We start from the raw sequence: 25,608 nt of genomic DNA, 5'->3' as shown, positions 1-25,608 counted from the left end.
AGAAAATGAAACCAGATAGACTGCAAACTCCGCGAAACCGTCAGGCCGCCACGAGCTCACCCTAAACCCTCACCTCCGGCCCCTCCCTCATCCAATGTGCGACGGTGGCGTCGGACTCTCCCCAGCGCGGGGGAGGTAGAAGTTTTTTTGCGTTCCGTGTGTTCTTTTGCGACTGATTCAAATCCGTGTCCAACGGTGTTCATCCGTGCTGGAAACAATTCTTCCTTCTTCGCGCTTTTTCGTGGCGTCAGGGTTTCGCGTGCTTCTTCGTTTGAGTTCGACACCTCACCCCGTCCGGCTCCCCGGTCGAGGCGGGGGTGCGTGGTACGACGGCCAAAATATTTTCATCACGCCTATTGAAATCCGCGGGGAGGCTTTTATAGTGCGCTCGATATGAGTCAACGACATGAGCGATTCAACTGACGCCTCCCGACCGTGGGACATCCAGACCGCCCGCAACCTGTACAACATCCATCGCTGGGGAGCGAAATATTTTGACATCAACGAAGCGGGCCGCGTCGTGGCGACGCCCTTGCAGGAGGCTGGCGCGGCCGTGGACCTGACGGATGTCATCGAGGAGGCCAAGGCGCGCGGGTTGAAGTTTCCTGTGCTGATCCGCTTCCAGGACATCCTCCGGCATCGAGTGGAATCGATCAATCAGGCCTTTCGCAGCTCCATCACCGAATACAATTACCAGGGAAATTATCGCGGCGTATTCCCGATCAAGGTCAATCAATTGCGCGAGGTGGTGGAGGAGATTCTCGACGCGGGCAAGCCATACAGCTTCGGCTTGGAAGTCGGCAGCAAACCGGAATTGTTCGCCGGTCTGGCCCTGCAAAATCTGCCGGACAGCCTGATCATCTGCAACGGCTACAAGGATAGCAGCTTCATCAGGATGGCGCTGATGGGCACGAAGCTCGGTAAAAAAGTCATCATGGTGGTGGAGAAGCTGGAGGAGTTGAAACAAATCATCGCCGTCTCCCGGCAGGTCGGCGTTGAACCGCTCCTGGGCATCCGGTCGCGGTTGCTGAGCAAGGGCGCAGGGAAATGGTCGGAGAGCGCCGGTGAGAATGCGAAGTTCGGATTGAGCACCGCCGAACTCCTGAGCGCCACGGAGTTGTTGAAGACGGAGAATCTCAGCCACTGTTTCAAGCTGCTCCACTTCCACATCGGTTCGCAGGTGCCGGACATTCTCACGGTGAAGAAGGCGGTGCAGGAGGCGGCGCGCTTTTACGCCAAGCTGCACAAGATGGGTCTGGCAATCCAGTATCTCGATGTCGGCGGCGGCCTGGGTGTGGATTACGACGGCAGCCGCTCGGCGTTCGACAGTTCCACGAACTACACGTTGCAGGAATACACGAACGACATCGTTTATTACATCGGCGACGTTTGCAACGCGGAGAAGGTGCCGCATCCGGACATTGTCAGCGAGAGCGGGCGGGCCATCGTCGCCCACCACAGTGTGTTGATCGTCGAGGCGTTTGGAGCGATTGAGAAAATCCGCGCGGCCAACGATTTGAAATACGACGAGAACGAGCATCCGCTGGTCCGCGAGCTTTTGGACATCCGCAAGAACCTCGCCAAGCTGAACAAGCTGGAAGCCTATCACGACGCGCAGGAGCGGAAGGAGGACGCGCACAACATGTTCACGCTGGGTCTGCTGGACTTGCCGGACAAGGCGAAGATTGAAAGCCTTTACTGGGAGATCGGCCAGGAAGTGGCGCAGAGCTTTCGCGGCCAAGCTTACGTGCCGGAGGAAATCCGCCAACTCGAAGACAGTCTCGGCGACCAATACCTCTGCAATTTTTCCGTGTTCCAATCGCTGCTCGATCATTGGGCGCTCGGTCAGTTGTTTCCCATCATGCCGGTGAACCGCCTCAACGAACGGCCCACGCGCGAAGCGACGCTGGTGGACATCACCTGCGACTCGGACGGGCAGATCAACAAATTCATCGATCTGCGCGACGTGCGCGACACGTTGCCGTTACACAAGCTGATCACCAACGGCAATGGTCAGATCGAGCCGTACTATCTTGGCTTCTTTTTGATGGGCGCCTATCAGGACATCATGGGCGATCTGCACAATCTGTTCGGGCGCGTGAACGAGGTGCACGTCTTCCTCGATGCCGACGAAGCGGCCGGTTATTACGTGGAGGAAATTATCGAGGGCAACACCATCGTCCAGTCCTTGGCCGCAGTGCAGTACGACGAAAATGAATTGAAACGGCAAATGAAAGCGCAGATTGACGAAGCCATCAAATCCGACAAAATGAAACCATCCGACGCGATGCGATTGCTCGACGATTACGAGCGTGGCCTGAAGGAATACACCTATCTGACTTTCTGAATGTCAAATGACGAAGACCGAATGATTCATTCAGCCGCCCCATGGTCGGGTCAGTGGAGACAATCACCGGTGCGTCATTCGTCATCCGCCATTCGCAATTGTTTCCATGCCTGATCCCGCCCCCAATGCGGAATTGCTGCGGTCGCTGGGTCAACTGGTGCGCGGTCTCTCCGCGCTGTTTTGGGGATTGCCCATCGCGCTCATCGTGTGCGTGCAGACGGCCAAGAGCGACTGGCTGAAAACCTTCGGCATGGTGCCGCCAGTGCTGGTCACAGGCTGGCTTTTGTATGGTCTGTGGCAACTGGGATATTATCAGAAACAGGAACGGATCTGGCGCAGCGCGCTGGACCGCGCCAAACTCTTCGGCCTGGTAAACCTCGGTCTTTCGCCTTTTCTTTACTGGTCGAACAAGATTCCGAACCATCCCTTCTTTATGCCGATGGTGGCGTTGCTGGCGCTGTCGGGTCTGATCTTCCTGAGTAATTTCAATCTGGTCCTGCAGCGGTTGAGCGCCATGTTACCGGATGAAACGTTGCGGCTGGAAACCAGACATTTCACTACACTGAACCGCTGCCTGCTGCTGGCGGCCGCGTTACTCGCCCTCAGTTACCAGACCTTGGTTCACTTCAATTCATTGCCGATCCAGGTGGCTGCGGTGCTTGAGCAACTGGAGCGACAAGGACGGTTGTGGTGGCTCCTTCTCACTGTGTTGCCGCTGGCCATTTTCGTTCTGCTGCCGCTGGCGATGACCATGGCCTTGCTCTGGAAAATCAAGGAGACGATTCTCGACAGCGTTTTCGGTGCGGAAAATCGAACGCTGTGAAGTCCGGGCGGCGTCAGAATCGGAGGCTCAGGTTCAGGCCGGCACCCGCGTCCAGTTTACGGTAGTCCGGCACTGCGGGATTGCTCGATTCCTTGAGGGAATAATCCACGAAGACGCGAGCGCTGAATTGCCGGGTGAAAGCATATTGCAACGTCAGACCGACGGAGTTCAGGAAATCCTCGCGTGGCACGCCGCCGGTGAAATGTGTGTACTTGAACCGGTAATAAGGCTGCGCGATCAGTTTCGGCGTGACGAAATGCGTGCAACTGGCAAGCAGGATGTGATCGGTCCGGTCATTCAGGTCGCTCGCCGCAACGGCGTCGGCGCTGGTGAAACGATATGTGCCCTCGTAGCCGAGCGACAAAACGGTGGTTTCGCAGAACGGAAAAAGCTGGCGCAACCCCCAGTGCGGCACCAACTCCTTGTAGAATTCACGGTAATCCGATTGCGACATCAGCCGGGTTGCGTCCACGCCGACTTCGGCGATCCAGTTCTCGCAACAGCGATATTGTTCCTCCACGAACACCGTCTGCGCATTGAAGTCAAACCGATCGAGCGGAATCCCGAACGGTTCAACTTTGTTTCCGTCCAGACCAAAATCATACCATTGATGTCGATAGCCGAGGCGCGGTGCAAACATTCCGCCGAACATTTCGTAGGGCGACGGCGCCAGCGCAACTTCCACGGTACTCACCAACACGCCCGTATCCAGACGCCGGCCACTCCCTTCCTCCAAAAACATGTTGTCCGTGTAAAAATACTGGATGTCCGCAACCACTTCGAACAAGGTCTTGCGCGGTCTGAGCTGGACGATGGATTGCGGGCCGACGTCGTCGGTTTCACCCGGGTAAAGTTCCGGAGCGGTCTCTTCTTGAGTGGCGCCCGCTTGCGCAGATTGCTGGGCTGTCCGCCGCTGCTGCACTGAGTCCACCTGGTCGATTGCTCCAGGTACTTGCGCCTGCGCCTGACCGAGCGACGCGGCCAGGAGAGCGAGGAGGACGCCGTAGTAGAGCGTTTTGGATTTCATGTCATTCGCGACTCACAAACGTTTCACCGAAGCGGCTATTTTTGGGGCAGCGGCGGAACCGCCGCTTGATACGTGTTTTCGTCCATGCCTTCCAGACCCGTGCGGCTGGCAAAATCGGTTGGGGCACGACCTCTGGCCAGCGCCTTGTTCTGCTTCAGGATTTCGGTGTTGATCAAAGAGAGGGAAGCCAGCTCGCGCGAAAAGCCAGTGACCAGCTTTGATCCGGCCACCAGCTTGCCCAGATTAATGTCCAGCGTCGGCCCGAAATCTTCACCACCGGGCAACACCAGAACCATCTGTCCGGCTTTCAACGTCCGGCTTTTGCGGTTCGCGAGCGTCACCTTGCCCTTGCCCTCGAGGACGATTGTCTTGAATCCGCGGTTCGTCGTCGTGGACACCATCAGCGTCGTGCCAAGCACCGCCGCCGACGCGCCGCCGGTCTTGATGGCCCCGCCGCCTTTGCCCTTCGGCGAATGAAACAGAACGCTGCCTTGCTCCAGGTCAACATTGCGCCCTTTCGGTTCGAAGGAAAAGACCGTGTTCGCACCGACACGCGTGATGGTCTGGTCCGGCGCGGTCAGTTCGGTGCGGGAATCCGTGCCCGTCCGGACAAGGTCAGGCGCTTTGAAAAGTTCACTCACTTTTGCAGGTTGGGTGGTTCTGGCCGGCAGGGTGACGACGTTCACGTCCTTGATCACCTCCGTGAACGTGCTTTCGGTGAGCGAAGCGGCGCCCGCCAGCGAAGCCAGCGCCGCGAACGCGACCGCCAGAAGAATCCGGATTTTCATATTGGGCTTGGTTCGAGTCGCGGAAGCGTTTAAGGGAAGAGGGCGAATTTGTCAACGGAACAAAAGTTTTCTTGATCAACTTCATGCAACGGCAGTTCAAACGGTTCGGGGTGGTGCTCGCCATCTGCGCAGCGTTCACGCTGCTGGCGCTGGCGCTTCAACACTTCGGTTACTCGCCGCTGCTCGAAATGGAGCTTTACACACAGGACTTGCGGACGCGCCTCGGCCGGAAGACGCCCGTGGACCCACGGCTGGTTTTGATCGGGATCGATCAACCGGCATACGGCAGTTCGGATTTCAGCGCGGAAGAACTTCAGCGCGCGCCCATTTTGCGAGACCTGCAAAGAAACTTCCCCTGGTCGCGCGTCGTCTGGGCGGAGGTGACGGAAAAACTTGCCGCGGCCGGAGCGAAGGTGATCGCCTTCGACCTGGTGTTCAGCGCTCCGAATGACGGTGACGGACAACTCCGCCACACGCTCGAAAAGCATCGCGACAAAATCGTCGTCGGTTGCAGCCTGAGCCCGCAGAAAACGGATCGCGGCAACGTCCTCCAACTGTTGACTCCCAACCCAGCCGTTCTGCCCGCGCCGGACACGGACGCGGTTGTGCGGGACGACCGCGTCGGCTTTGTAAACCTCCCGGAGGATTTCGACGGCATTGTCCGCCGCGCCAATTTTCGTCAGACCGGCGAGCAGGCGGGCTTTGTCGTGTCAGGTCAGGAAGTGATGGAGTCGCTTGCGCTGCGCGTACTCCGGAAGCTCGGTCGCGTGGACGCGGTTCCCGCCGGGTTCGATTCCGTCCGTTTTCGCTTCGGCAACGCGCCGGGCTACGGTTATCGCGTTCATCCGATCGGCGACGTGCTCTCGCCCAAACTCTGGGAACGCAATTACGGGAACGGCGAATTTTTCCGCGACAAGATTGTGCTCGTCGGCCCGACCGCCAGCATCTTTCACGACGAGCACCGCACACCTTTTGGCGACCCAAAGCGCGAAATGCTTGGACCGGAACTCCACCTGAACATCCTCAGCGCCGCGCTGCATGGCGAGTTCCTGGGTGAGACGTCACCGCAAGGGACTTTGGGGATGATCGGTGCGGCCGGACTCCTGGCGCTGACACTGGGTTTCGTCATTCGCCAGCCGGTGACAAGACTGGCGGTCGTCGGCGCGTTGCTTGTGGGCTACTGGTTTGGGGCGCAGGCATTGTTCAGTCGTCCGGGTTTCGTCATTCCAGTGGCCGGCCCGGTGCTGGTCTTGCTCGCGAGCAGTGTCTTGGTGCTGACGTACGATTATGTGCTGGAGCAGTTGGAGAAGGCGCGGGTTCGCAAGACGCTGGAGCGCTACGTCTCCAAGGATGTCGTGAAGGAATTGCTCGACAACCCGGCGACTTACTTCGACTCACTTGTGGGCGTGCGCCGATCCGTCACGGTGCTCTTCTCCGACGTGCGGGGTTTTACGACGCTGACCGAAAGTTCGGACTCCGCGCGACTTGTGAAGCAACTCAACGAATATTTCGAGGAAATGGTGCGCGACGTTTTTACCCATCAAGGTTCGCTCGACAAGTTCATCGGCGATGCGGTGATGGCCGTTTGGGGCAGCATTGACATCGTTAGCAAAGGGCGCGCGCACGATGCGCAACTGGCCGTGGCCACCGCGCTTGCGATGAAACGCAGCCTGCGGAAACTGAACGAGGGCTGGAAAGCTCGCGGGATGCCGGAACTGGCGTTCGGCATCGGCATCAACCACGGCGAAGCCATCGTCGGTGAAATCGGCTCGTCCCAGAAGGTGGAGTTCACGGCCATTGGCGATCCAGTCAACCTGGCTTCACGCTTGGAAGGACTCACGAAGGAATATCATCTCGATCTCCTGCTCGGCGAAAACCTGGCTCCGCTCGTCGGCGAGCAATACATTTTGCGCACGGTGGATTACGTGCAGGTCAAGGGCAAAACCAAACCCGTGGACGTGTTCACGGTCGTGGGTGACGGCGCCGCGCAAACCGTGTCCACACCCGTCTGGCTGGCGCGCTATGAAGAAGGCGTGCGGCAGTATCGAAGCCGTGAGTTTGCAGCGGCAGCCACGGCCTTTCAGGAATGCCTGCGCCGACAACCGGAGGACTTCTTGAGCGCCCTGTATGCTGAACGCTGCCAAAACCTGATCCAGAATCCGCCCGATGAGTCGTGGAACGGCGTCTTCGTCATGACAAAGAAATGAGTTGGCGCGCTGCAAGGATCCAGTCGCTCGTCAGGCCTCCGCCTCCGACCGCTGAAACTCGATCCGATGGGTCAATCGCTGCAGCTCGGCGATGGGAATCAAGCCGGACTGGACTTTGCCCCACGCCAGTTCGCGCAGGGAGCGCCAGCCGTGCTGGCGGATTGCTTCGCGCAACTGACCGGTCTTGATGTCGGGCACAATCAAGTCCGCGATGGCGTCGTTCATCAAAAAGAATTCGTAAATGGCCACGCGCCCGCGGTAACCCTTCTGGTTGCACTCGATGCAGCCGCGCCCCTTCCATGCCTTGGCTTCCTCCGCCTTGATGCCCAGCGCCCGCGCCATTTCCTTGCGCAAACGGTCGGGGATGTTCGTGTCCTCTTCGCTGCAATGCCGGCAGATGCGCCGGGCCAATCGCTGTGCGACGCTGCATACCAGCGATGAGCCGATCAAAAAGGCGTCCACCTTCATGTCCAGAAGCCGCGTGATGGAGCTGATGCTGTCGTTGGTGTGCAAGGTGGAGAAAACCAGGTGCCCGGTCTGGGCGGCGCGCACCGCAATCTCGGCGGTTTCATTGTCGCGGATTTCTCCGATGAGCACAACGTCCGGATCATGGCGCAAGACCGAGCGCAGCCCGCTGGAAAACGTCAGCCCGATGTCCTGCCGCACCTGGATCTGGGTGATGCCTTCCAACTGGTATTCCACCGGGTCTTCGATCGTGATGATTTTCCGCGTATCGTCGTTCGCGTGGGCCAGCGCGGCATACAGTGTGGTGGTCTTGCCGCTGCCGGTCGGGCCGGTCAAAAGAATCATGCCCTGCGGCAACTGGGTCAGGTCGGCGAACAGCGCCTCGTGTTGCGGCTCCATGCCGAGTTGCTCGAGGTCCATGAACAGACTCTGCCGGCCAAGGATGCGCAAACAAATGGTTTCGCCGTGCTTGGTGGGAATGACCGAGATGCGCAGGTCGTACTCCTCGTTCCCGGTCTTCATGGCGATGCGCCCGTCGTGCGGCAGGCGCTTCTCCGCGATGTTCAGGCCCGCCATGATTTTCAGACGCGACGCGATGGTTTCGTGGAGCTGGCGCAAGGCATCAGGCACGGGAATCGTCTGCATCATCCCGTCGATCCGGTAGCGCAGGCGGATGGAGGAGTGGTACGGCTCGATGTGAATGTCCGTGGCCTGCAAGCGCAAGGCTTCCAGGAGAATCTGATCGACAAAATCGGCGATGGTGGCATCGACGGCGGAACTGTCCTCGGTGGATTTGACATCAAAAACTATATCTTCGCTCGCGTCGGTCAATCCACGCTCCTCGCGCAGGCGTTGGACGGTTTGCGCGCCCAGGCCGAATTGTCTTTTAATCACGGCATGAATCGAACTCGGAGTGGTCAGGACGACTTTGAGCCGTTTGCCGAGCAGCAGGCGGAGGTTGCCCAGTTCCATCTGGCGCGGCGGTTCGCCGAAGGCCAGTGTGAGCAACTCGCCCTCCAGCGACACCGGCACCATCCGGTAATGGAAAATGAGTTTTACCGGCACCAGTTCCAGCACGGCGGCGGGCAGCGCGAGCTGGCTGTGGTCGATAAAATCCAGATGATGGAGTGACGCCAGCGCACGATAGGTGTCTTCTTCCGATGCGTAATTCAGTTCAACAATTGCGCGGTGCTGGGGAAGGCCCAGGCGCAGTTGACTGCGGCGCACCTGCTCCAGTTGCTTTTCGGTCAGCTTGCCTTGTTCGAGCAACAGGTCGCCGGTTTCTTTTGTGGTCGCGGTCGCTTCCATGATCATTTATTCGGAACTTCGACTTCTTTGGGAACATTGAACTGGAGGAGGTTCGTCTGCGACGCGGCGTTTTTCAAAGTCAACGTGCGCAGCGCAATGTCCACCACCGCTAGGTCGGCCACCACGTTCGAGCCTACCGGTCCGACAAACAAGGTGTCGCCGACTTTGACAAACGCCTTCTTCTCGCCGCCAGCGGTTTGATAGACGCCTTGGTAAGTGAGTAGGATTTTCTTGGTCGGGGAGGGTGCGGGAGTTGGCGTCGCCGGTTTGGGAGGCGTGGGCGGTGGTTGAAAATAGGTGGTGTAAAAGGGATTGACCGAATTGGTTGCCGGGCGACAGGCCGCCAGCGTCGCCGGCGAGAACAACGCCTCAATCTTCCCCACCAACACGGTGGCATTTGGCGAAGTGGCGCGGCGCTTCAGCTCGGGGCGGTAGTTTAGCTGGCCGCCCAAGTTCAACACAGCCACCGCCAGCAGGACGAGCGCCCCCAGCAGCAGCACCGTCGAGAACCATTTGCTGTTTTCCAATGCTCTAAACATTATTCCGATTTTGTTTTTGCTTCCGGTCGGGCCGCGCGCACATCGAGCGCGCGCACGAAGCCGCAGAGCACCACATCCAGACTGACCTCAGCCGCCTTTTCCGGCGTTTGTTTCTTTAAAATCAACTTGTCCAGAAACAGCGCCGGTTTGCCGGGCCGGGATTCTGGCTGGCCGGCAGTCTTCATTTCTTCCGCGCGCAGCGGCAAGGCGAGCAGGAAGCTGGCGGCGGATTCCATCGGCGCCACCAGTTCAATCCGCACAGGAATCTCCTCGAGATTAACCTCCGTGCCACCGGGGACGCGATACATTTGCAACGGCAGTACACTCAGGTTTTTGATGGTGCTTACCTTGCTGTTGATGGCGGTGGTTAGAATGTGATGCACGATGGCCAGCTCCGCCCAAAGCAGGTTCGGTTCTTTCATCTCCGCCTTGTGTTCGGGAAAACCCGCCAACGCAGCAGCGTCCAGCGTCACCTGCTGAGTCTTGGCCAGCGCAGTCAATTGCTCGATGCGCTTCTGGCGATCGTTCTGATAATCCACCAGGAGGAATTCCTCCTTCAGCTTGGCGCGAATCTCCGGCTCCAACTCCACGCGGGCGGCGATCAGTTGCCCGGCCTTCTCCGTCGCGAGCAAGGACGCCTGCAATTTTTCCTGGGTCTTCTTGATCTTGCCCAGATCCAGATCGCGGATGCCGCTGCTCTCCAGACTGACGTTCACCAGGTCCTGCCAGACCTCCGCCAGCGGCCCATCCAGTGCGTCCGCCTGGTGTGCCAACGGCCGAAAAACCAGCACGAAGTATAACGCCAGCCCCACCGCCACCAAGAGCATGACCCAGCGCAGACCGGCAATTTGTTTGATCGTCGGCATGTTCAGTTTTCCCTGGCCGGCGCCGGCGTCCCGTTTCGCTCCAGCGCGGGGTGAAGCGTGCGCGCGTTCGTTTTGAGCGTGCGGATCGGTGGCGGTTTTGGTTCCGTGGGAGGCAGGGGATTTTGAAAAGTGTTTTCCGCCATCTCGATGGAGAGCGAAAAATAGCGGCCGGCCACCAGCACGTTCGTGCTGACCAGGTTTTTGCGCTGGTCCGCCGGCAGCGTATCGACGTTGGTGAACGCGGGATTCTGTTTCAGTTCGGATACGACTTTGCGCAGAGTCTCCCGCATGGCTTCGCCCTCCTCGGAGAGGCAAAGTTCGGCGATAAACCCGTACTTCGACGGCGGCGGGTTGGTGACATTGAGGGCGGCCGCAGCCACGGCTAGATTGGTCTGGGTGACGGGCGCGGCTTGCCCGGCAAAGTAGGACTCCTGATCTGCGAACAGCACAAACCAAAGTTTCTTGTCATCCCTGACTTTCTGCAACAACGCCAGCGTCGAGAGTTTATCGACGGTCCGCTTTTGCAGCTTCAACACAGGGCGCAGGCGTTCATAGGCGTCCTCCAGTCTCCGGTTCAATGTCTCAACCCCTTTGGCCTCCTCCAAGACGGCCTGGGACTGCTTCAACAGCGCCTGCTTTTTTTGGGTCAGATTGAACTTCTGCGCGGTGCCGAAGAGCAGCACCAGCGCAACAACCAAGAGCAATGCCCAGTTGACTGATTGCAGCAGTGCTTGCGTGCTCTGCCGTTTCCGCGCTTCCCGCAGGTCGGCAGGGAAGAGCGACGCGGATGGCAATGACGGCCCCAGCCGCTTGAGCGCGACACCGTAAGCCACTGCGTAACGTTCGAGCGTCAGTTCGCCCAGTTCACCGGACAAACTGGGCCAGGGGGTGAAACGCAGTTGACTCTTTGCGTTCAAGTACTCCATCAATCCCGGCTGACGCGCGCCGCCACCACCCAGAATGATCCGGAACGAGTCCACCGAAAGGCCGAGTTCCGGATTTTCCCGCAGCCAGTCTTGAAGAATTTTTTCCAGCTCGGTCCGCCAGCCGTCCACCACGGAGCACAATCCGGGAATCGCCGCTCCGGCCGCGAACAGGTTTTGCGAGTACTTGAGCGACTTGGCCGCCTCCAGCGAGCAATTCTGTTGCGTGGCGATGGCTTCGGTGAACGTGTTGCCGCCAATGGGATAGCTGAGGGCATAGACGCCCTGGCCCTGCGCGACGATGGCCACGACCGTGCTGGTCGCGCCCAGCTCCACCAACAAGGCGTTTTCCGGCCGGGGTTGCGCGGCTTGATAGGTCGCGATCAGCGCGTTGGCCGGCGTGATGATTTCGCAAAGGTGCCCGCCAATGCCAACGAGCCGGCTGACTTCCATCAAAATCTCCTCCTCCTTCGCGAAGGTGACCCAGAATGGATTTTGATATTTCCCAAACGGTTTGAGCTTGCCGTAATCATAGACGATCCCGCTCTCGCTCAGGCCGCTGAGCTTGACGGTTTCTTCTTCGATCAAGGCCTTGACCTGCTCCGGCCCGACGCGCGGTAGATCGATCACCTGCGAGATGGAGAGTTGTTGCGGCAGACTGATGGCCACGGGCATCCGACCGAACTCCTGCAACACGGTTTCCAGCAAACGGCTCAACTCTTCCGGTGTGAGCACACTGCCTTCCGCCAGGTCAAACGAGCGGTGACGCAGGACGCGCACCCGACCCATGAGCTTGTTCACCAGGAGAACTTTGATGCACCGGCTGCCCGGATCAATCACCAGCAGCCGGCGGGTCGGCGGGAGGGAAAAGAGATTCATGAACGAAAATTAAATCCACGGGAGGTCATTTCTGGTCTTCGTATTCAATGAACTCCCCGGAGTCGGACAGCAGCGTGGCCTTCACGAATACGAGCAGATAACGCGGGCTGTCCACCTCCGTGCGGGTGCGAAACGCCGCACCGATGATGGGAATGTGTCCAAGAACCGGAACGGATTCCACAAAGGTGCTCTTGTTGTGTTCCATGACGCCGCCCATGACCACGGTTTGTCCGGACTTGACCGCGACGCGGGTGGACAGGGTCTGGGTGCGATATTGCGGCAGTTTGATGTCAAAGGTGCCGACGACATTGCCCGCATCATTCCGGTCGGTGACCGTGGCAAAGGTGACCAGTTGCACGGAGGATTTTACTTCCGGCTTCAAGGCGAGCAGGATGGTTTTTCCGTCCCCGCCGATGCTGGCCACGACATCCAAAGAAGCTCCAGAAGTCAATTTGGCGGGTTTGCCGATCGGCACCAGACTGGAGGCCGTCGTTCGGTCTGTCACTTGTTGTTTGACTGTATATTCCTCGTAGTAATATTGGACCTGACCGTCCTCAATATGCGCGGGGAGATTGTTGATCAAGGTGAGCCGGGGCGCGCTCAGCGTCTGACTCTCCCCTCCTTGTTCCAGCGCTTTCAACGTCACACTGAGATCGTACCGGTTCAAAACGTTTGTGAAGGTCGTTTGCAAACCAAGTCCCGTTTGCGTGGTCGCCAACCCGGTGAAATCGGTCGGCGCGGGAACCGCCGTCAGCCGGTTGCGACCGGTTTCCCAATTGGCGCCCAGTTGCATGAAGGCGGCCTGGGAAATCGTGATGAACCGCGCCTCGATCAACACCTGTTGAATGGGTCGATCGAACTCTTCTATTATTCGATCCAATATCTCGAGTTGTTCTCGCGTTCCCCAAGCCATAATGACGTTGCGCTCCCGGTCAATCTGAAACTTGGGGCCTGCGCCAGTGATTACGTTGGTGCCCGCATTAGTGCTCGTGCTGGTACCTATGAAGAATTTCTTGATGGCCTCCTCGATCGAAGGGCTGGTCGACGCGCCGTCCTTGACAAATTGCTCGATCTTCTGATTTTCCGTGACGGTCGTAATGTTGCCCGTTGGCAATACTTTTGTTTCGCTCACCCGGTTGATTTCCGTGGGGCCGAATTGCGCCGGCAAAATGAATCCTTTGCGCAAATGATAAACCCGGGTTTCTTCCAGCACTCTTTTGGGGTCCTTGCTATCGACCACCCAGATCAGATCCTCACCCACCTGGAATTGCACATCCAGATTCCGGGACAAATAACGCAAAAACTCGGACAACCTGACCTTGTCCATGTTCACGAGCAACGTTTGTTTGAGGGCCGGCAGCGTTTTGTCCACCACGAAGTTAATTCCCTCCGCCTGGCCAATGTTAAGCAACATCGCCTCCAGCGTCAGATTATCCACGTGCACGGAAATCTCCTTTGACAGCAGCTTGGCCATCTTCCCTTCCTTGGATTCAAGGTCGAACAGCCGGCCCTTTTCCTGAACGGTTTTCCCAAAATTCTCAGGGACGTAGGGCACGGCTTCAAGCTGATCCACTGCGTCGCGTAAAGCTTTGTTCGCCGGCAATCCACGATCCTTCTTCTCCTTCAGCAAACCGGGGATGGTGGGATTAAACACCGAATTCTTGGCGTCAATTTCCCGGATGCTGTCCTCCAGCGCCTGCTCCCGGCGTAACTGACGCTCTTTCTTTACATACCCCAATATTCGCACGACCAGCGGATCCTGTGGCGACTTCTCAAACAAAACCGTCGCGCGGGTCTCGGCTTCGTCCCACTGATTCTTTTTCGCCAAATCCGTAATGGCCTTGATCTCCTCATCATTGTTGGCGCTGGATTGCACTCTTGCCGGCGCGGCCTGAGGTTTTTCCTTGGCCGGTTCCTTGACGGGCTCTTTGACCGGCTCCTTGGTTCGTTCGGATGTCTTTGGAGTCGCCAGCGCATGGGTTGGCTCGGCCGTCGGTTTTTTAGAACTCACACAGCCGGCCAGCAATACCAGAATGATTGAAAAAAGGGTTACGCGAAACACAACGAATTCACCTGCCATACCTGGTCATAGACGAGCCGCGTCCGGTTGTCATTCACCCCAACATCCACCTCGGCCATTCTTTAATGGTGCGCCGGCTCTGCCCCGGCCACGGGGAGCGCAGTGGCTTTCCGTTCGGCTAATCCGGCCTATTCTGAATTATTCAAGTCGGTTTGGTAAAGGGGAATAATCAAAATCTTTTAGATTTTCACCGGCAGGCGACGACCCAATGCTCTCCACTCAACGGCAAAATACTTCTGGCCAGAAGAATCGGCCAGCGCCTCACCTCAGCTCACCAACCGATACCAGTTGTCCCGCTGGCGCGCTTCGTAGCCGAGGTCGATGATGAGCCGCTGCATGTCCGCCACCCCCATGCAAAAGGTCGTGCCGGCCTGCGAGACAACATTCTCTTCAATCATGATGCTGCCCAGATCATTCGCGCCATACTTCAGCGCGATTTGTCCGATCGCCTGGCCTTGCGTGACCCACGAGCTTTGAATGTTCGGGATGTTGTCGAGATAGACGCGTGACAATGCCTGCATCCGCAGGTATTCGTGCGCGCCAACCGTCGGAGCTTTCAGCTTCGTGTGTTCCGCCTGAAACGTCCAGGCAATGAACGCGGTGAAACCGCCACAAGCATTTGCGGTTTGGCTTCGACCCTGGTTTTCGACCACCCTCTCCCCCTCCGAGGGGGAGAGGGATGGGGTGAGGGGGTTGGCCGAAGACGAAATGCACTTAGGGTTCATGAGTAGGGATGGGGTGAGGGGAGTTTGGCCATAGCCCAGCGACTTATGCTGCTGCGCCCGCACGCGTTCCAAATGCTCAATGCGCTCCTCGACCGTCTCCACATGACCGAACATCATCGTGGCCGTCGAAGCCAGGCCGAGCCGATGCGCTACGTCCATCACGCCGAGCCATTCGTCGCTCATCGCTTTGAGCGGGGCGATGCGCTGGCGCACACGGTCCACCAGAATTTCGCCACCACCACCCGGAATGCTGCCAAGCCCGGCCTTTACGAAGTCGCGGATGATTTGTTCAACCGGTTCGCCAAAGAATTCCTGGAACGCGACGAACTCGCTCGGACTAAAGCCATGAATGTTGATCTGCGGGAACTTCGATTTGATGTGCGAGAGCAAATCCAGATACCACTGCTTGCTCAGCTTCGGATGATGCCCGCCTTGCATCAAAATCTGCGTGCCACCCAGCGCGATGGTTTCCTCGATCTTTCGGTCCATCTCAGCGTGCGTGATGACGTAGGCGTCGTCCTCTTTCTCCGTGCGGTAGAACGCGCAGAATTTGCAATACACGTTGCAGACGTTCGTGTAGTTGACGTTGCGGTCGATGATATAAGTGACGATCTCATTGCCGTGGCCGTCAAAGGCATCGCGCTTGGCCAGTTCGCGGCGATGATCGGCCAATGCGCCAAGTTCTTCCAGCGGTAAACGGTAAAGCCGTAAGGCGCCGGCCTGATCAATGCGCTGGCCATCCCAAACTTTTTGGAGCAGCTCGTCGAGTGACGCATCGTAAATCACAGCGAAAGTTTACCGAGATTTCCTTGTGGAAACAAGGGCCAGTTGGCAGCCAAAAGCCGGCGACCGCCTCCTAATCAACTTCCTTGAACACAACGTCGATGGCCAATCCGGCGGCCAGCAGCAATGCACTCGCGGCTGGCCCCGCCGCGCTCACGTCACTCAACGAGATGATGTAGTTGTCCGCCGATGTGAATAGCTCCTTGCCCAGCCCGGCCCATTTCTTCGTCACCGTGCCGATCTCACGTCCGCCTTTGCTGAGAAATTTGAAGTCCCAACCTTTCCAGTTGCCCTTCACTTCTGCGACCTGCTGGTTTTGATTGTCGAAAACGTAGAAACCGCCGCCAATCGAAAACAATTTGCTTTTGAAGTAACCCAGCGAGGTGCCGTCGCCTGCCACCACTTTGATTTTCGACCGCAGAAACGTGAATCCGCGCTGAATCGAAAGGATGCGCGGCTGCCCTTCCTGTTCGTAAATATTCACCGCCGTGGGCATCATGTGCTTCTTGACGACCAGTCGCAACCACTTCGCCCACACTGGCGGTTCTTCCTTCGCAATCCCGATGTTCTGCCCACTGGCTGGATCAAAGATATCGTAAGTGTCAGTAAGCTTCAACAACCCGGCGCGTTCCTTGACGAAGAAAGTCGTGCGCTCCAACAACGCGCGGTCGGATTGATCATGCGCGTGCGCGCCGGTCGCCGATGCTTGTTCGGCCTGAGCGCTCCGGCCGCTGCGGTTTGCCGCACTCGCCACCCGCAAACCGGAAGTTGGCGGCGATTGAACCCGTGACGGAGATACTACCGATGCGGCCGGAAAGTTGCGTCCAATGATTTCATTCGCGGCGCCCGTGCCGTCCACACCGCAAACGGGACATTGCACCGGGGTCGGCATCCGGCCATGGACTGGCTCGACATCAAACTTGTAGCGCGAGCCACACCCGCACTCGATTTTGACTTCCATCTTGGTTGAAAGGGTTGTGACCGGATTCAACCATTCCTGTTGCCACGAGGCAACGAATTTTCTAACGCCTAATCGACCCGCGAATCAGTCGATTATGCTCCCACCATTCACTTTAGTGAGTGCCCCAGACCCAATCGCCATTGACCGTGTCCGCCGCGCCGTCTTTTTTGTGAACGACTTGGCCACCGTCGTCCTTTTCGTTCCAGCCGATGGAGTAGAGCAGAAATTTTCCGTCGTCCATGCGGCGATATTTCAACGGCTGGCCGCCGATGATGTCGTGCGGAAGTTTTTCAATGAATTGCGGCAAGAGCGAGTCGAGTTTGTCGGGATATTGATCATGCACCACGCGATAACGCTCCAACGCGCAGACAACGAGTGCCTCGTTTGCCATCGTTTGGTGCAATCCTAGTGCTTGAATGGCTCTGACAAAGTTAGGGGTTGTCATGGCGGCGATGAACGTGTACGGGGAAAAATGAGCAAAGGTAGTTTCAAGCTCGCGCGCGATTTCCTTCTCTTTATGCGCCAAAACGATTTCATTCATAGGATCAAAACCATCACTGTATTTCTGAAGCAATTGGGCGTGAACAACCATATTTTGATAAAACCAACCCCGCGGCGCAACGTTGAAAAGCAGGTCTTCGATCTCTTGCCAGAAGGTCGTTTTGGAATCTGCAAAAGAAAACATCTTCTTGATTTCCGTTCGTGGAGTGATTTCAAGCGTGCGCGACAAGAACATCTGTTCGCTCCGAAAGGCTTCCGCTACATAAGGCATTAAACTGATTTGCTTAAGCTGTTGCCCAAGCGCGACGAGTTGCGGCTCGTGCCACGCTTGCAGGCGGAATCCGTCAGCGATCGTTTGCACATAAAGTCCGGTGACAGCAACGTTGATCATCGCCGCCGTCAGGGTCATGGGTTTGCCGGTGGGCCTGCCTTCCAGCAAATGGCACAGGTCGTGAATCAGCGTCAGTTCGCGCAAGGCTTTGTCCGGCTGGCCAAGCAGCAGGTAGCATTGCGCACGTTGCGCCAGCATTTGCGCGGTGGTCCGAACGCATAGGAAATTTGGAATTGGCATGGCGGCAGGACGCTGATAATCGCCATCCATCCGCGCGTAAGGACGTTTGAGCGCTTCGCGAATCAGGTCGAAGTCGGATTCGAATGGATCGCTCCACGCCAGATAATCGGTGGCGCTATAAACCTCCGGCGGATTCAGTGACAGGCGGAATGAATTAGTGCCGGCCGCTTCTGCTCGCAGACGGCCGCCGTGAGGCGCAGGAAAAAACGCGGCGATCTCTTCGATGCTCGGTGTCGTGTCCGCCCGCACAACAATACGCACCGGCTTGATTGGATTCAGTGACTGGGCGACGAGCATGAAACCTTGCGAAGCTTTTGCGCTTGGCCCGGCAGAACCGTTTATGCTCGCTTCAATAGCGCTCTGGATGAGTTTTGCGAGACGTTCACGCACAGCCTGGTCCGCGTATACTTGCTTCTCGTCTTTCGAAGTAACGCGCGCAATGCCGGTTTTTGGATCTTCAACCATCATCAGACCGAAATTGTTGAGCACAGCCAAAAGTGCTTGGCGAGCGGTGACATTTGTCCATCGAACGGAAACCGGATATTGAAGGCAAGGCGTTCCATCCGGATAGGCCCAGCCGGAGGTAACTAGTGGATCAAAGGAAAATTTCAGCTCCGCCCGGCGCGCCAAATTTTCGATGGCGTTCGTCAATGGAACATTATCTAGGATCACGACCGGAATAATCGCCGCCTGGAGATCGGCCGCGTTGGACGAGTTCGCCGGTGCCGTCGCGATTGTCAGGGCCGGGTAGTTGTATTGCAACATTAGGTCCGCATCTTCAGGAGCGGTGGCGGCAGGAGACGTCACCACCGTTAACTCAGCGACGACGCTGAATGGCCGAGAGACCCATCGTTTCGATAATTCACTCACGCCTCTCCCCGTAAACCATTCCTGCATTTTTGGCGCTTTGAAGAAGTTTTGCTCGTCTGGCACTGCCGGAGGAATGTATGCAGACCAATTCAGTACTGCGCCTCTCGCTCCCAGTTCCCGTTTGCAACTTTCCCACGCGCGTTTGCCGCGCCAGTTTTCTTCGGTGTAGAAAACGGCGATTAACGTGGCGAGACCAGCGAGTCCTAGCAAAGTCCGGCGCAGATTGCGCCAACAACGCGACGACCAGCGGACGCATAACCACAAGCAAAGCAGGACGGACGCGCCGATGAAGCCAGTTACGGCGAAAACCACAAGTGGATGACGCATTTCTGGCTCCGACCCGGCGATCATCATTGTTCCGAAGATCACGAGGGTGAATGACACCAGCCAGATCAAGACGGCGCGCGGAACATGCCAAGTTTTTTTCCAGATGCGTTTGGGTTCTTCATTCATACTCGTGATGGTTTCAGAAGAACGATGCGATGGACTGTGCTCACGATTTCAAACCGTCGAAATTTCCACGCGCCTCTCGCTGCGCGGCTGGTGCTTTTGGCGACGCGGCGATTCGGCGGGCGGCGCGACCGGCGGCGGGCCGACGAGTTCAGCTAGCAGCCGTTGCTGTTCTTGAAACGCGAGGCGCATTTCTTCTGCTGGAGTCGTGGATTTGGTGGCGACGTCTTTGGTGCGTTCGGCGTGCGTGAAGTTGAATACGACCAATACCAACCAAGTCGCGGCGAGTCCCGCCCAAGTCCGGCGACATGGCCAGACCAATTCGCGCCAGAGTTTGAGCGCGACGGCGACGGGCAAACTTTGTTCGTGCGCCGCCGGACACTCCTTCAAGTTGGCCACTACAGCTCGGCGGATTTCGTCGAGCTTGGGCGTAACCGCTTGGTGACGTTGCAGCAGAATTTCGCGTGGCGTTTTCATAATGCCTCCCTTTTAACGCAAAGACGCCAAGCTGCAGAGTCGCCAAGGAGAACAGCGACAAATACTATTCTCTGCGTCTTCGCGCCGTTGCGTCTTTGCGTTAATTCCTTTTCGTTCATGGCCGGGTTTGTTGGATCAGTTGTTTGAGCGCTCGCTTCGCGTAATGCAAGCGTGACTTCACCGTTCCGAGGCTCACGTCGGTGATGCCCGCGATTTCTTCGAGCGAAAAATCCTCGATGAAACGCAGCAGCAACACCGAGCGTTGCGACGGCGGGAGTTGGTTGAGCAGGTTCATGAATTCGGCCTCCTGTTCGCGGCGGATGAGCAAATCGTCCGGGCTGTTTTCAAATTCAACGGGCGCGGCGGCGAGTTCGTTTCGCAACTCGGTTTCGCGGTCTTCTTTTCGCCAGCGTTGAACACACTTCTGATGCGCGATGCCGAAGAGCCAACTGCCGAATCTGGCGTCGTCGCGCAGGCCGGCGATGTGGCGCGCTGCGGCGATGAACGTTTCCTGCACGAGGTCGAGGCTCGTCTGTTCATTGTGAACCAATTCAAAAACATAAACGTAAAGCGGCAGTTGGTAGCGGCGGAAGAGCGTGTCCCAAGCTGCCGGGTCTCCGGCGCGGGCTTGAGGGACGGGCAGTTGTTCGCGTTCAGCCACTCCCAGCATTTACAATCAGTGGAATGCCGAAGGCGAGAAAAGGTTCAATGGGCGGGAAAAAAATTTCCAGCGGCTTGGATTTCAAGTTCGCGCGCCCACCTCCGGCAAAGCCACAGCGGCACGAATCCCAACACGCCGAACGAGCAGTCAATCAGCCGCCACCAGAATGGAATGCCGCGCACCGCGCCAAAGATCAGCGCATACGGAACAACCAACACGCACGCGATCAATCCGAAATCGAACAGCCAGCGATTCCGGACCGGATCGCGCAGCGCACCCACAAACGCTAGAGCGATGACGAAGTGCCCAAACGCCAGCCAGTCCGTGCCATAGAAAAGAAGTGGATGCTTCGCACTTATATCTTGCAACGCTTCGCCCGCCGTGAGCAACCAGCGCGCAAGTTCGGAGTTTGCCGTTGCACTGGTTTGCCCAGTGATTCCAAACCACTTCGTGAGAAGATCAAGTTCCCAGTTCAGCGGAATCGCCGTCGCGCCGCTCAAGACGAGGCCGATGATGAAGAACCATGTTAGTGCCTTGATTCGGCTGCGGAGTTGCGCTTCGCGGTTCACGTTCCCGCCTTTTGGAATGATGGGGAAATCACCTGCGGGCGCGGCAAATGTGTCAACGCATACAGCAACACGTAAGCGATAAAAAGAAACGTGGCGAACAACACCGGGAAGGCAAACGTGTTTGCGTTTGCCAGCGGATCTGCCGCCCAATGATTGATACCGTGATAGAGCTTCACCGGTTGGATCAGCACGTCCCAACTGTTGAAGCGCAGAAAGCGACCGAGATAAATTCCGAAACTGCTCAGGCCCGCAACCCCCGCCACGAAAAACCAGCCCGCCGCCCACCCGTAAATCCGTCTCACGACCGATTGCATCAGATAAAGCGACACGAATCCCAGCACCAATCCCGTGAACGCGCACAGTAAAATCAACGTTAGATCCACCCAAAAATGCTGGAAGCGGCCAGACAACAGGTGAATCACGTCCGTGAAAATGTACGGCGCGTTCGGAAAGAACAGCAACCACGCGCCGGCCAGTCCGGCGAAACGCCAGTTTTGTTTTCCGACGAACCCACCCCTGACCCCTCCCAAGAGGGGAGCAGCGACAGACGCACGATCGCAAAAGTTCCCCTCCCGGGAGGGGCAAGGGGTGGGTTCATTCGATTTGGTCGGTCGCTCGTATTGTTCGCAAGCCAGCACCGCAAAGATCAGTGGCAGCCACGCCAGGAACAGATTGCCAATTAAGAATGCGTAATAGAACTGGCCGGTCCAGGCAATGCGCGCCAGCACGAGCGCCACGCTCACCGCGGAGGCGAACGTCATCGCCAGCATTGGCGCGACGGTCTCGCGTTGGTAGAGAAGTTTCAAGAGTTTCATAAATTTAATTCGCGTTGACAGTTTCCAAATGCGGCGCGCGCCGTGCCCAAAGTTCGCGCGCCAATCGTAACACCGGTGCAGCCATCAGCACGAGCGCGACTCCGAACAAAGGCCAGTTGAATCGGGAGGGAAGCACGTTGCGAATTGCGTCCACGCCCTGGTTGGCGACATGCAGCGTGTCCGCCATGAAGACATAGAGTGCCAGCGTGACGCCCATGAAATTCAAAACCCACACGCGCCAATTGGACAGCCAGTGGGTGGGTGTTCGTTCAAATTGGCTGGCCAGCGTGCCCCACAGAATCATCAGCAGGGCAATCGAAACAGGAGCGAGCACTGGCCCCCACCACGGTAATGGCAGCAAGAATAAAATGTCCCAGTCCAGCAGTGAGTTCGGCCAGTCGCACATGATCTTCAGGAACACGTAATAGAACACGTCCCACACGCCGAAAGACACGGCCATGTAACCGACCCGCGCCCGCCACGTCCGGCCCGCCAGCATGCCCACCGTGAAGTGCATGACCATCGTGGCCACTTCGCGCGCCAATTCTACCTGGCCGAGCGACCCGACAATCGGCAACGGATCAACCTGCAACGGCTCCACGCGATCAATCATCGTACGCAAGTAAAACACGACGGACGATTCAACCCACGCCATGGCGACGGCAAAGACGACCACGATCCACCACCGCGAAAAGTTGGTTTGATTTGCTTTCATACGCTGGCGGGGAACGGAATTGAACAAGCGGACGCACCACTTTGATTTGCCGCAAAAGATTTCGTCGCGGCCAGACGGCGGCGGAAGGCGAGATGCCGCAGCCGCGTCACCTCGACGAGCGGCCGCCAGATGGCGTGAACGAGCTGATGCTGGATCAGGAAGCGCCACAGCCGGTTCGAGCGTTTGTAGAGATAACACCCGGCAAAGTAGGCGGGCAGGGCTGCCGTCGCGGCGGGTCGCCGTCGCCAGATCGAAGCGTGGGAGAACAACCGGCGATACAGCCAGTCGTAACCGAGCAGCAGTTCCTCCGGCGTGAGGTGCTTCGGGCGAAACACCACGTGCGCGGTGTCGTACTTCTCCCAGTCATGATGCAGCAGCCGGCCCTCGGCCGCCATCTTCCGGAACAACGGCGTGCCCGGATACGGGGTGAGAATGTGAAACGTGGCGCACTCCATCCGGTTCGCCTCGATCCATTGCACGAGCGTTGTGAACGTGTCCTTGCGGTCGCCGTCAAACCCGACGACGAAACTGCCGTTCACCTGGATGCCGTGCTCGTGGAAGATGCGCACGCGCCGTGCGTAGTCGTCCGCGCGCGGCGTGCGTTTGCGAGCCTCGACAAGGTTCTGATCTGTCAGCGTCTCGAAGCCGATGAACACGCCTGTGCAACCGGCCAACGCCATCTCGCGCACCAGTGCCGGCTCGTCCGTCACGTCGAGCGTCACGGCGGCGCTCCAGATTCTCTCCAGCGGACGCAGTGCGCGGCACAGCGCGCGCAAATAATCACGCCTCGAGCCCAGGTTGTTGTCGGTAAACACGGCGTAGGGTTGGCCGTCGGCATCGAACTGGCGGCGGATGTCCTCCGGTTCGCGCACGCGATAGGGCATGCGCAGCCCGTCGGTGGCGAGGTAACAAAAGCCGCAGCGATTGTGGCAGCCTCGGGTGGCGATGAGGCTCGTGGTCGTCAGGAAACTGGCCCGCGGCGCCAATTCACGGCGTGGCGGGGGATCGAAACCGTAAGCGCTTTCATAGGTGGCTTCGTAACGCGGTTTCAATTCGCCGCGCTCGATGTCGCGCAGGATCATCGGCCAAAGCTGCACGCCGTCGCCAATGGCCATGGCGTCGGCATGTGGCGCAACTTCCTCTGGACACGAAAGTGTGTGCAGCCCGCCGAGAATGACTTTGCTGCCGTGTGCGCGATACCACTTGGCGAGGGCATAGGCGCGTTTCGCGAAAGTTAGATGCACCGTGATGCCGACGACTTCCGGCAGCGGCTCGGACGGCGGTGGGCCTTGCAGAAGGTTCTCGTCCCAGTAACGCACCTGCCAATGCGCCGGCGTCGCTCCCGCCAACGAGGTCAGCGCGAGCGTCGGCGTGAGGACGTGCTTGCCGAAGCTGCCGTGCGGCGACTTCGCATAGAACGGATTGATGAGCAAAGCCGTTCGTGGCTGCGGCGTGCGGCTCGGTTGTGCTGATGGCAGCGGCGGTGGACTCGACATCTCGCGCGGCAGCCACAGCGGCGTGCGCGGCGCGTAAAACGGATCCTCAGGCACGCTCTCGAGCAACGTGGAAAGCAGTTTCATGTGGTAGGGCGCGTCACTCCGTGCGCGCCGTTTGGCGGATCGTTTCCAGTTTTCGGCGCGCACGGAGTGACGCGCCCTACCAATCATGTTGCAGAACATAATTGTCACAGCACTAGCTCCGGTCGCGCGCGTACCAATCAATGTTCCGCGTCAACCAGATGATTACGGCCAGGACGGCGAACAGCCCGGCGGTGCCAAGCAGCAACGCGTAATCCTGCAACTGAAGCGCGACGTAAAGAAATCCGTAGATGCCGGCCAGCAGACCCGCGACGATGAACGTCCTTGCGCCGCTTTTCAGCATCTTCGCGCTGTGGAAGCAAATCAGCAGCGTCGTCACCCCCGCCGCCGCCAGGTAGGAAAGACCAAACGGGATGAACTCCGAGAGGGAGAGCAGGCCGAGATAAAACAGGCAAAGTGCCGCGCCCACCACGGCGTATTGGAACGGGTGAATCTTGAGCGCCGCCAGCATCTCGAACAGGAAGAAGGCCGCGAAGATGAGCACGATGAAGAGCACGCCGTATTTGATCGCGCGCTCCGTGTTGCGATAAGCGTCAATGCCGGATAGGAAGTTCACGCCGAAAAACGAGGCCTCGGCGGCATCGGAGTTCAAGCCCGCCGTGGCATCTTGATCGGTCCATTGTTGTGAGTAACTGCGCCCGTAGTAGGAGACTTGCCAGGTGGCGTCGAAGCCATTGCGCGTGACTTTGCGCTCGGTCGGCAGGAACGAGCCGTCGAAGCTCGGATCTGGCCACGGCGACGTGAGCGTCACGGTATTTTGCGCGCCCACGGGCGCAAATCTCAGCCCGCCGCTGCCGTTCAACGCCAACTCCAACTGGAACGGAATCACGGCGTCGCTCCCGCGCAAACCGCCAACGCTGGCGAACACGCCCGATGGAAACCCTCTAAGTTTGCTGCCCGGCAACAGCGGATACGTGCTCGCGCCCCACTTCAGGTTCAGCGTCTCTTTCACCCCGCGCAGGTCGGGGATGGCAAAGGCGACGAGCGCGTCATCCCACATCACGTTTTTCTCCTCGAGCCGCAGGCTGCTGAAATCGGGCCGCGCGAATTGCCCGTCGAACTTCAGCTTCCCGTTATAGACCACCGCCTGGTAAATCCCGCGATGCAATTGCTTTGGCGCAATGTCGCCGGTGATCGTAAGGTTGGTCGGCAGGAAGTAGGCGTTGGCCACAACCATGTCCACGACTTCGAGCCGCTCGATCTTGCCCGCCCCGGTTGGCTGTTCCTTCCACGACTTGACCGGATGCCGGTAGGGGACAATGAGGACCGGACCAACGAGCTTCTGGTCGCGCCCCCAACTCGACGTGATGTCGGCCACCGCTTCGTTGCGCCGCCCGAGCCGTTCGTGCAACACGGAGCGCACCATGCTAAGCGGGATCAGCAGCAGCAGGATCAGCACTGCCACGCCCGCCAATTTGAAAACCGTCGCGCAGCGTTTCAGGAACGCCAACGCCTCCGGGATTCCGGGGATTTTCCAGTCATTCATAGTTTTGCCTCTTTTGAGTTGTGTGTTGGTGCGGTTGTTCGGCGCGAAGCCGGAGGTCTCGGATAGAACTCAGTTACACGATGCAGGTGCCGAGTACTCGATGGCGAACGTGAACAGCACAATGAGTGTTCTGGCTGGTTACTTAGATGCGTGGAAATGGCGGACGAAAGAGTG

General features: G+C 58.2%; 19 protein-coding genes and 1 pseudogene. 3 read left to right on the top strand and 17 right to left on the bottom strand.

Annotated features, from left to right (window positions below):
• Nucleotides 1-406: 406 nt before the first annotated feature.
• The gene (gene speA / locus HY298_12625) at nucleotides 407-2,347 is read left to right on the top strand and encodes a biosynthetic arginine decarboxylase (protein MBI3851103.1); all 1,941 of its coding nucleotides are present in this window, start codon (nucleotides 407-409) and stop codon (nucleotides 2,345-2,347) included.
• 106 nt (nucleotides 2,348-2,453) lie between these two features.
• Nucleotides 2,454-3,170: a hypothetical protein gene (locus HY298_12620; protein MBI3851102.1), complete on the top strand. Its 717-nt coding sequence runs from the start codon at nucleotides 2,454-2,456 to the stop codon at nucleotides 3,168-3,170.
• Nucleotides 3,171-3,183: 13 nt separating this feature from the next.
• Here HY298_12620 and HY298_12615 read toward each other — a convergent pair whose 3' ends face one another.
• Nucleotides 3,184-4,197, bottom strand: coding sequence for a hypothetical protein (locus tag HY298_12615; GenBank protein ID MBI3851101.1), 1,014 nt, complete (start codon nucleotides 4,195-4,197; stop codon nucleotides 3,184-3,186).
• Between the two features lie 35 nt (nucleotides 4,198-4,232).
• Nucleotides 4,233-4,985 carry a FecR domain-containing protein gene (locus HY298_12610; protein MBI3851100.1) on the bottom strand — a complete coding sequence of 251 codons (753 nt, stop codon included), beginning with the start codon at nucleotides 4,983-4,985 and terminating at the stop codon, nucleotides 4,233-4,235.
• A gap of 83 nt (nucleotides 4,986-5,068) precedes the next feature.
• Here HY298_12610 and HY298_12605 point away from each other — a divergent pair, with 83 nt between their 5' ends.
• Nucleotides 5,069-7,192 carry an adenylate/guanylate cyclase domain-containing protein gene (locus HY298_12605; GenBank protein ID MBI3851099.1) on the top strand — a complete coding sequence of 708 codons (2,124 nt, stop codon included), beginning with the start codon at nucleotides 5,069-5,071 and terminating at the stop codon, nucleotides 7,190-7,192.
• Nucleotides 7,193-7,222: 30 nt separating this feature from the next.
• Here HY298_12605 and HY298_12600 read toward each other — a convergent pair whose 3' ends face one another.
• The 15 genes and pseudogenes from HY298_12600 to creD all read right to left on the bottom strand — a co-directional run bounded on the left by HY298_12600 (nucleotide 7,223) and on the right by creD (nucleotide 25,434).
• Entirely contained in the window at nucleotides 7,223-8,965 is a 1,743-nt protein-coding gene (locus HY298_12600) for a type II/IV secretion system protein (GenBank protein MBI3851098.1), read from the bottom strand.
• A gap of 2 nt (nucleotides 8,966-8,967) precedes the next feature.
• Nucleotides 8,968-9,504, bottom strand: coding sequence for a hypothetical protein (locus HY298_12595; protein MBI3851097.1), 537 nt, complete (start codon nucleotides 9,502-9,504; stop codon nucleotides 8,968-8,970).
• Entirely contained in the window at nucleotides 9,504-10,370 is an 867-nt protein-coding gene (locus HY298_12590; protein MBI3851096.1) for a hypothetical protein, read from the bottom strand. The genes HY298_12595 and HY298_12590 overlap by 1 nt, the downstream gene beginning before the upstream one ends.
• Before the next feature lie 2 nt (nucleotides 10,371-10,372).
• A complete protein-coding gene (gene pilM / locus HY298_12585; protein ID MBI3851095.1) occupies nucleotides 10,373-12,172 on the bottom strand; it encodes a pilus assembly protein PilM in 1,800 nt (599 codons plus the stop codon).
• Between the two features lie 25 nt (nucleotides 12,173-12,197).
• The gene (locus HY298_12580) at nucleotides 12,198-14,252 is read right to left on the bottom strand and encodes a type II secretion system protein GspD (protein MBI3851094.1); all 2,055 of its coding nucleotides are present in this window, start codon (nucleotides 14,250-14,252) and stop codon (nucleotides 12,198-12,200) included.
• Between the two features lie 755 nt (nucleotides 14,253-15,007).
• A pseudogene (locus tag HY298_12575) lies at nucleotides 15,008-15,763 on the bottom strand (radical SAM protein).
• A 70-nt stretch (nucleotides 15,764-15,833) separates the two neighbouring features.
• The gene (locus HY298_12570) at nucleotides 15,834-16,421 is read right to left on the bottom strand and encodes an oxidoreductase (GenBank protein MBI3851093.1); all 588 of its coding nucleotides are present in this window, start codon (nucleotides 16,419-16,421) and stop codon (nucleotides 15,834-15,836) included.
• A 412-nt stretch (nucleotides 16,422-16,833) separates the two neighbouring features.
• Nucleotides 16,834-18,885 (bottom strand): hypothetical protein, encoded by a 2,052-nt coding sequence (locus HY298_12565; protein ID MBI3851092.1) that lies wholly within the window; start codon nucleotides 18,883-18,885, stop codon nucleotides 16,834-16,836.
• Nucleotides 18,886-19,164: 279 nt separating this feature from the next.
• Nucleotides 19,165-19,590 (bottom strand): hypothetical protein, encoded by a 426-nt coding sequence (locus tag HY298_12560; protein ID MBI3851091.1) that lies wholly within the window; start codon nucleotides 19,588-19,590, stop codon nucleotides 19,165-19,167.
• 115 nt (nucleotides 19,591-19,705) lie between these two features.
• Nucleotides 19,706-20,251 (bottom strand): RNA polymerase sigma factor, encoded by a 546-nt coding sequence (locus HY298_12555; GenBank protein MBI3851090.1) that lies wholly within the window; start codon nucleotides 20,249-20,251, stop codon nucleotides 19,706-19,708.
• A gap of 44 nt (nucleotides 20,252-20,295) precedes the next feature.
• Nucleotides 20,296-20,820, bottom strand: coding sequence for a hypothetical protein (locus HY298_12550; GenBank protein MBI3851089.1), 525 nt, complete (start codon nucleotides 20,818-20,820; stop codon nucleotides 20,296-20,298).
• Nucleotides 20,817-21,635, bottom strand: coding sequence for a DUF1361 domain-containing protein (locus HY298_12545; protein MBI3851088.1), 819 nt, complete (start codon nucleotides 21,633-21,635; stop codon nucleotides 20,817-20,819). Before HY298_12545 ends, HY298_12550 begins: the two co-directional genes overlap by 4 nt.
• 4 nt (nucleotides 21,636-21,639) lie before the next feature.
• Nucleotides 21,640-22,350: a hypothetical protein gene (locus HY298_12540; GenBank protein MBI3851087.1), complete on the bottom strand. Its 711-nt coding sequence runs from the start codon at nucleotides 22,348-22,350 to the stop codon at nucleotides 21,640-21,642.
• Entirely contained in the window at nucleotides 22,347-23,930 is a 1,584-nt protein-coding gene (locus tag HY298_12535) for a B12-binding domain-containing radical SAM protein (protein ID MBI3851086.1), read from the bottom strand. Before HY298_12535 ends, HY298_12540 begins: the two co-directional genes overlap by 4 nt.
• A gap of 112 nt (nucleotides 23,931-24,042) precedes the next feature.
• Nucleotides 24,043-25,434 carry a cell envelope integrity protein CreD gene (creD, locus tag HY298_12530; GenBank protein ID MBI3851085.1) on the bottom strand — a complete coding sequence of 464 codons (1,392 nt, stop codon included), beginning with the start codon at nucleotides 25,432-25,434 and terminating at the stop codon, nucleotides 24,043-24,045.
• Between the last annotated feature and the right edge of the window lie 174 nt (nucleotides 25,435-25,608).

This window comes from Verrucomicrobiota bacterium (assembly GCA_016200005.1).
GTDB lineage: Bacteria > Verrucomicrobiota > Verrucomicrobiia > Limisphaerales > PALSA-1396 > PALSA-1396.
Note: the sequence above shows the minus strand (reverse complement) of the source record. Positions and strands in the feature narration are given on the sequence as shown.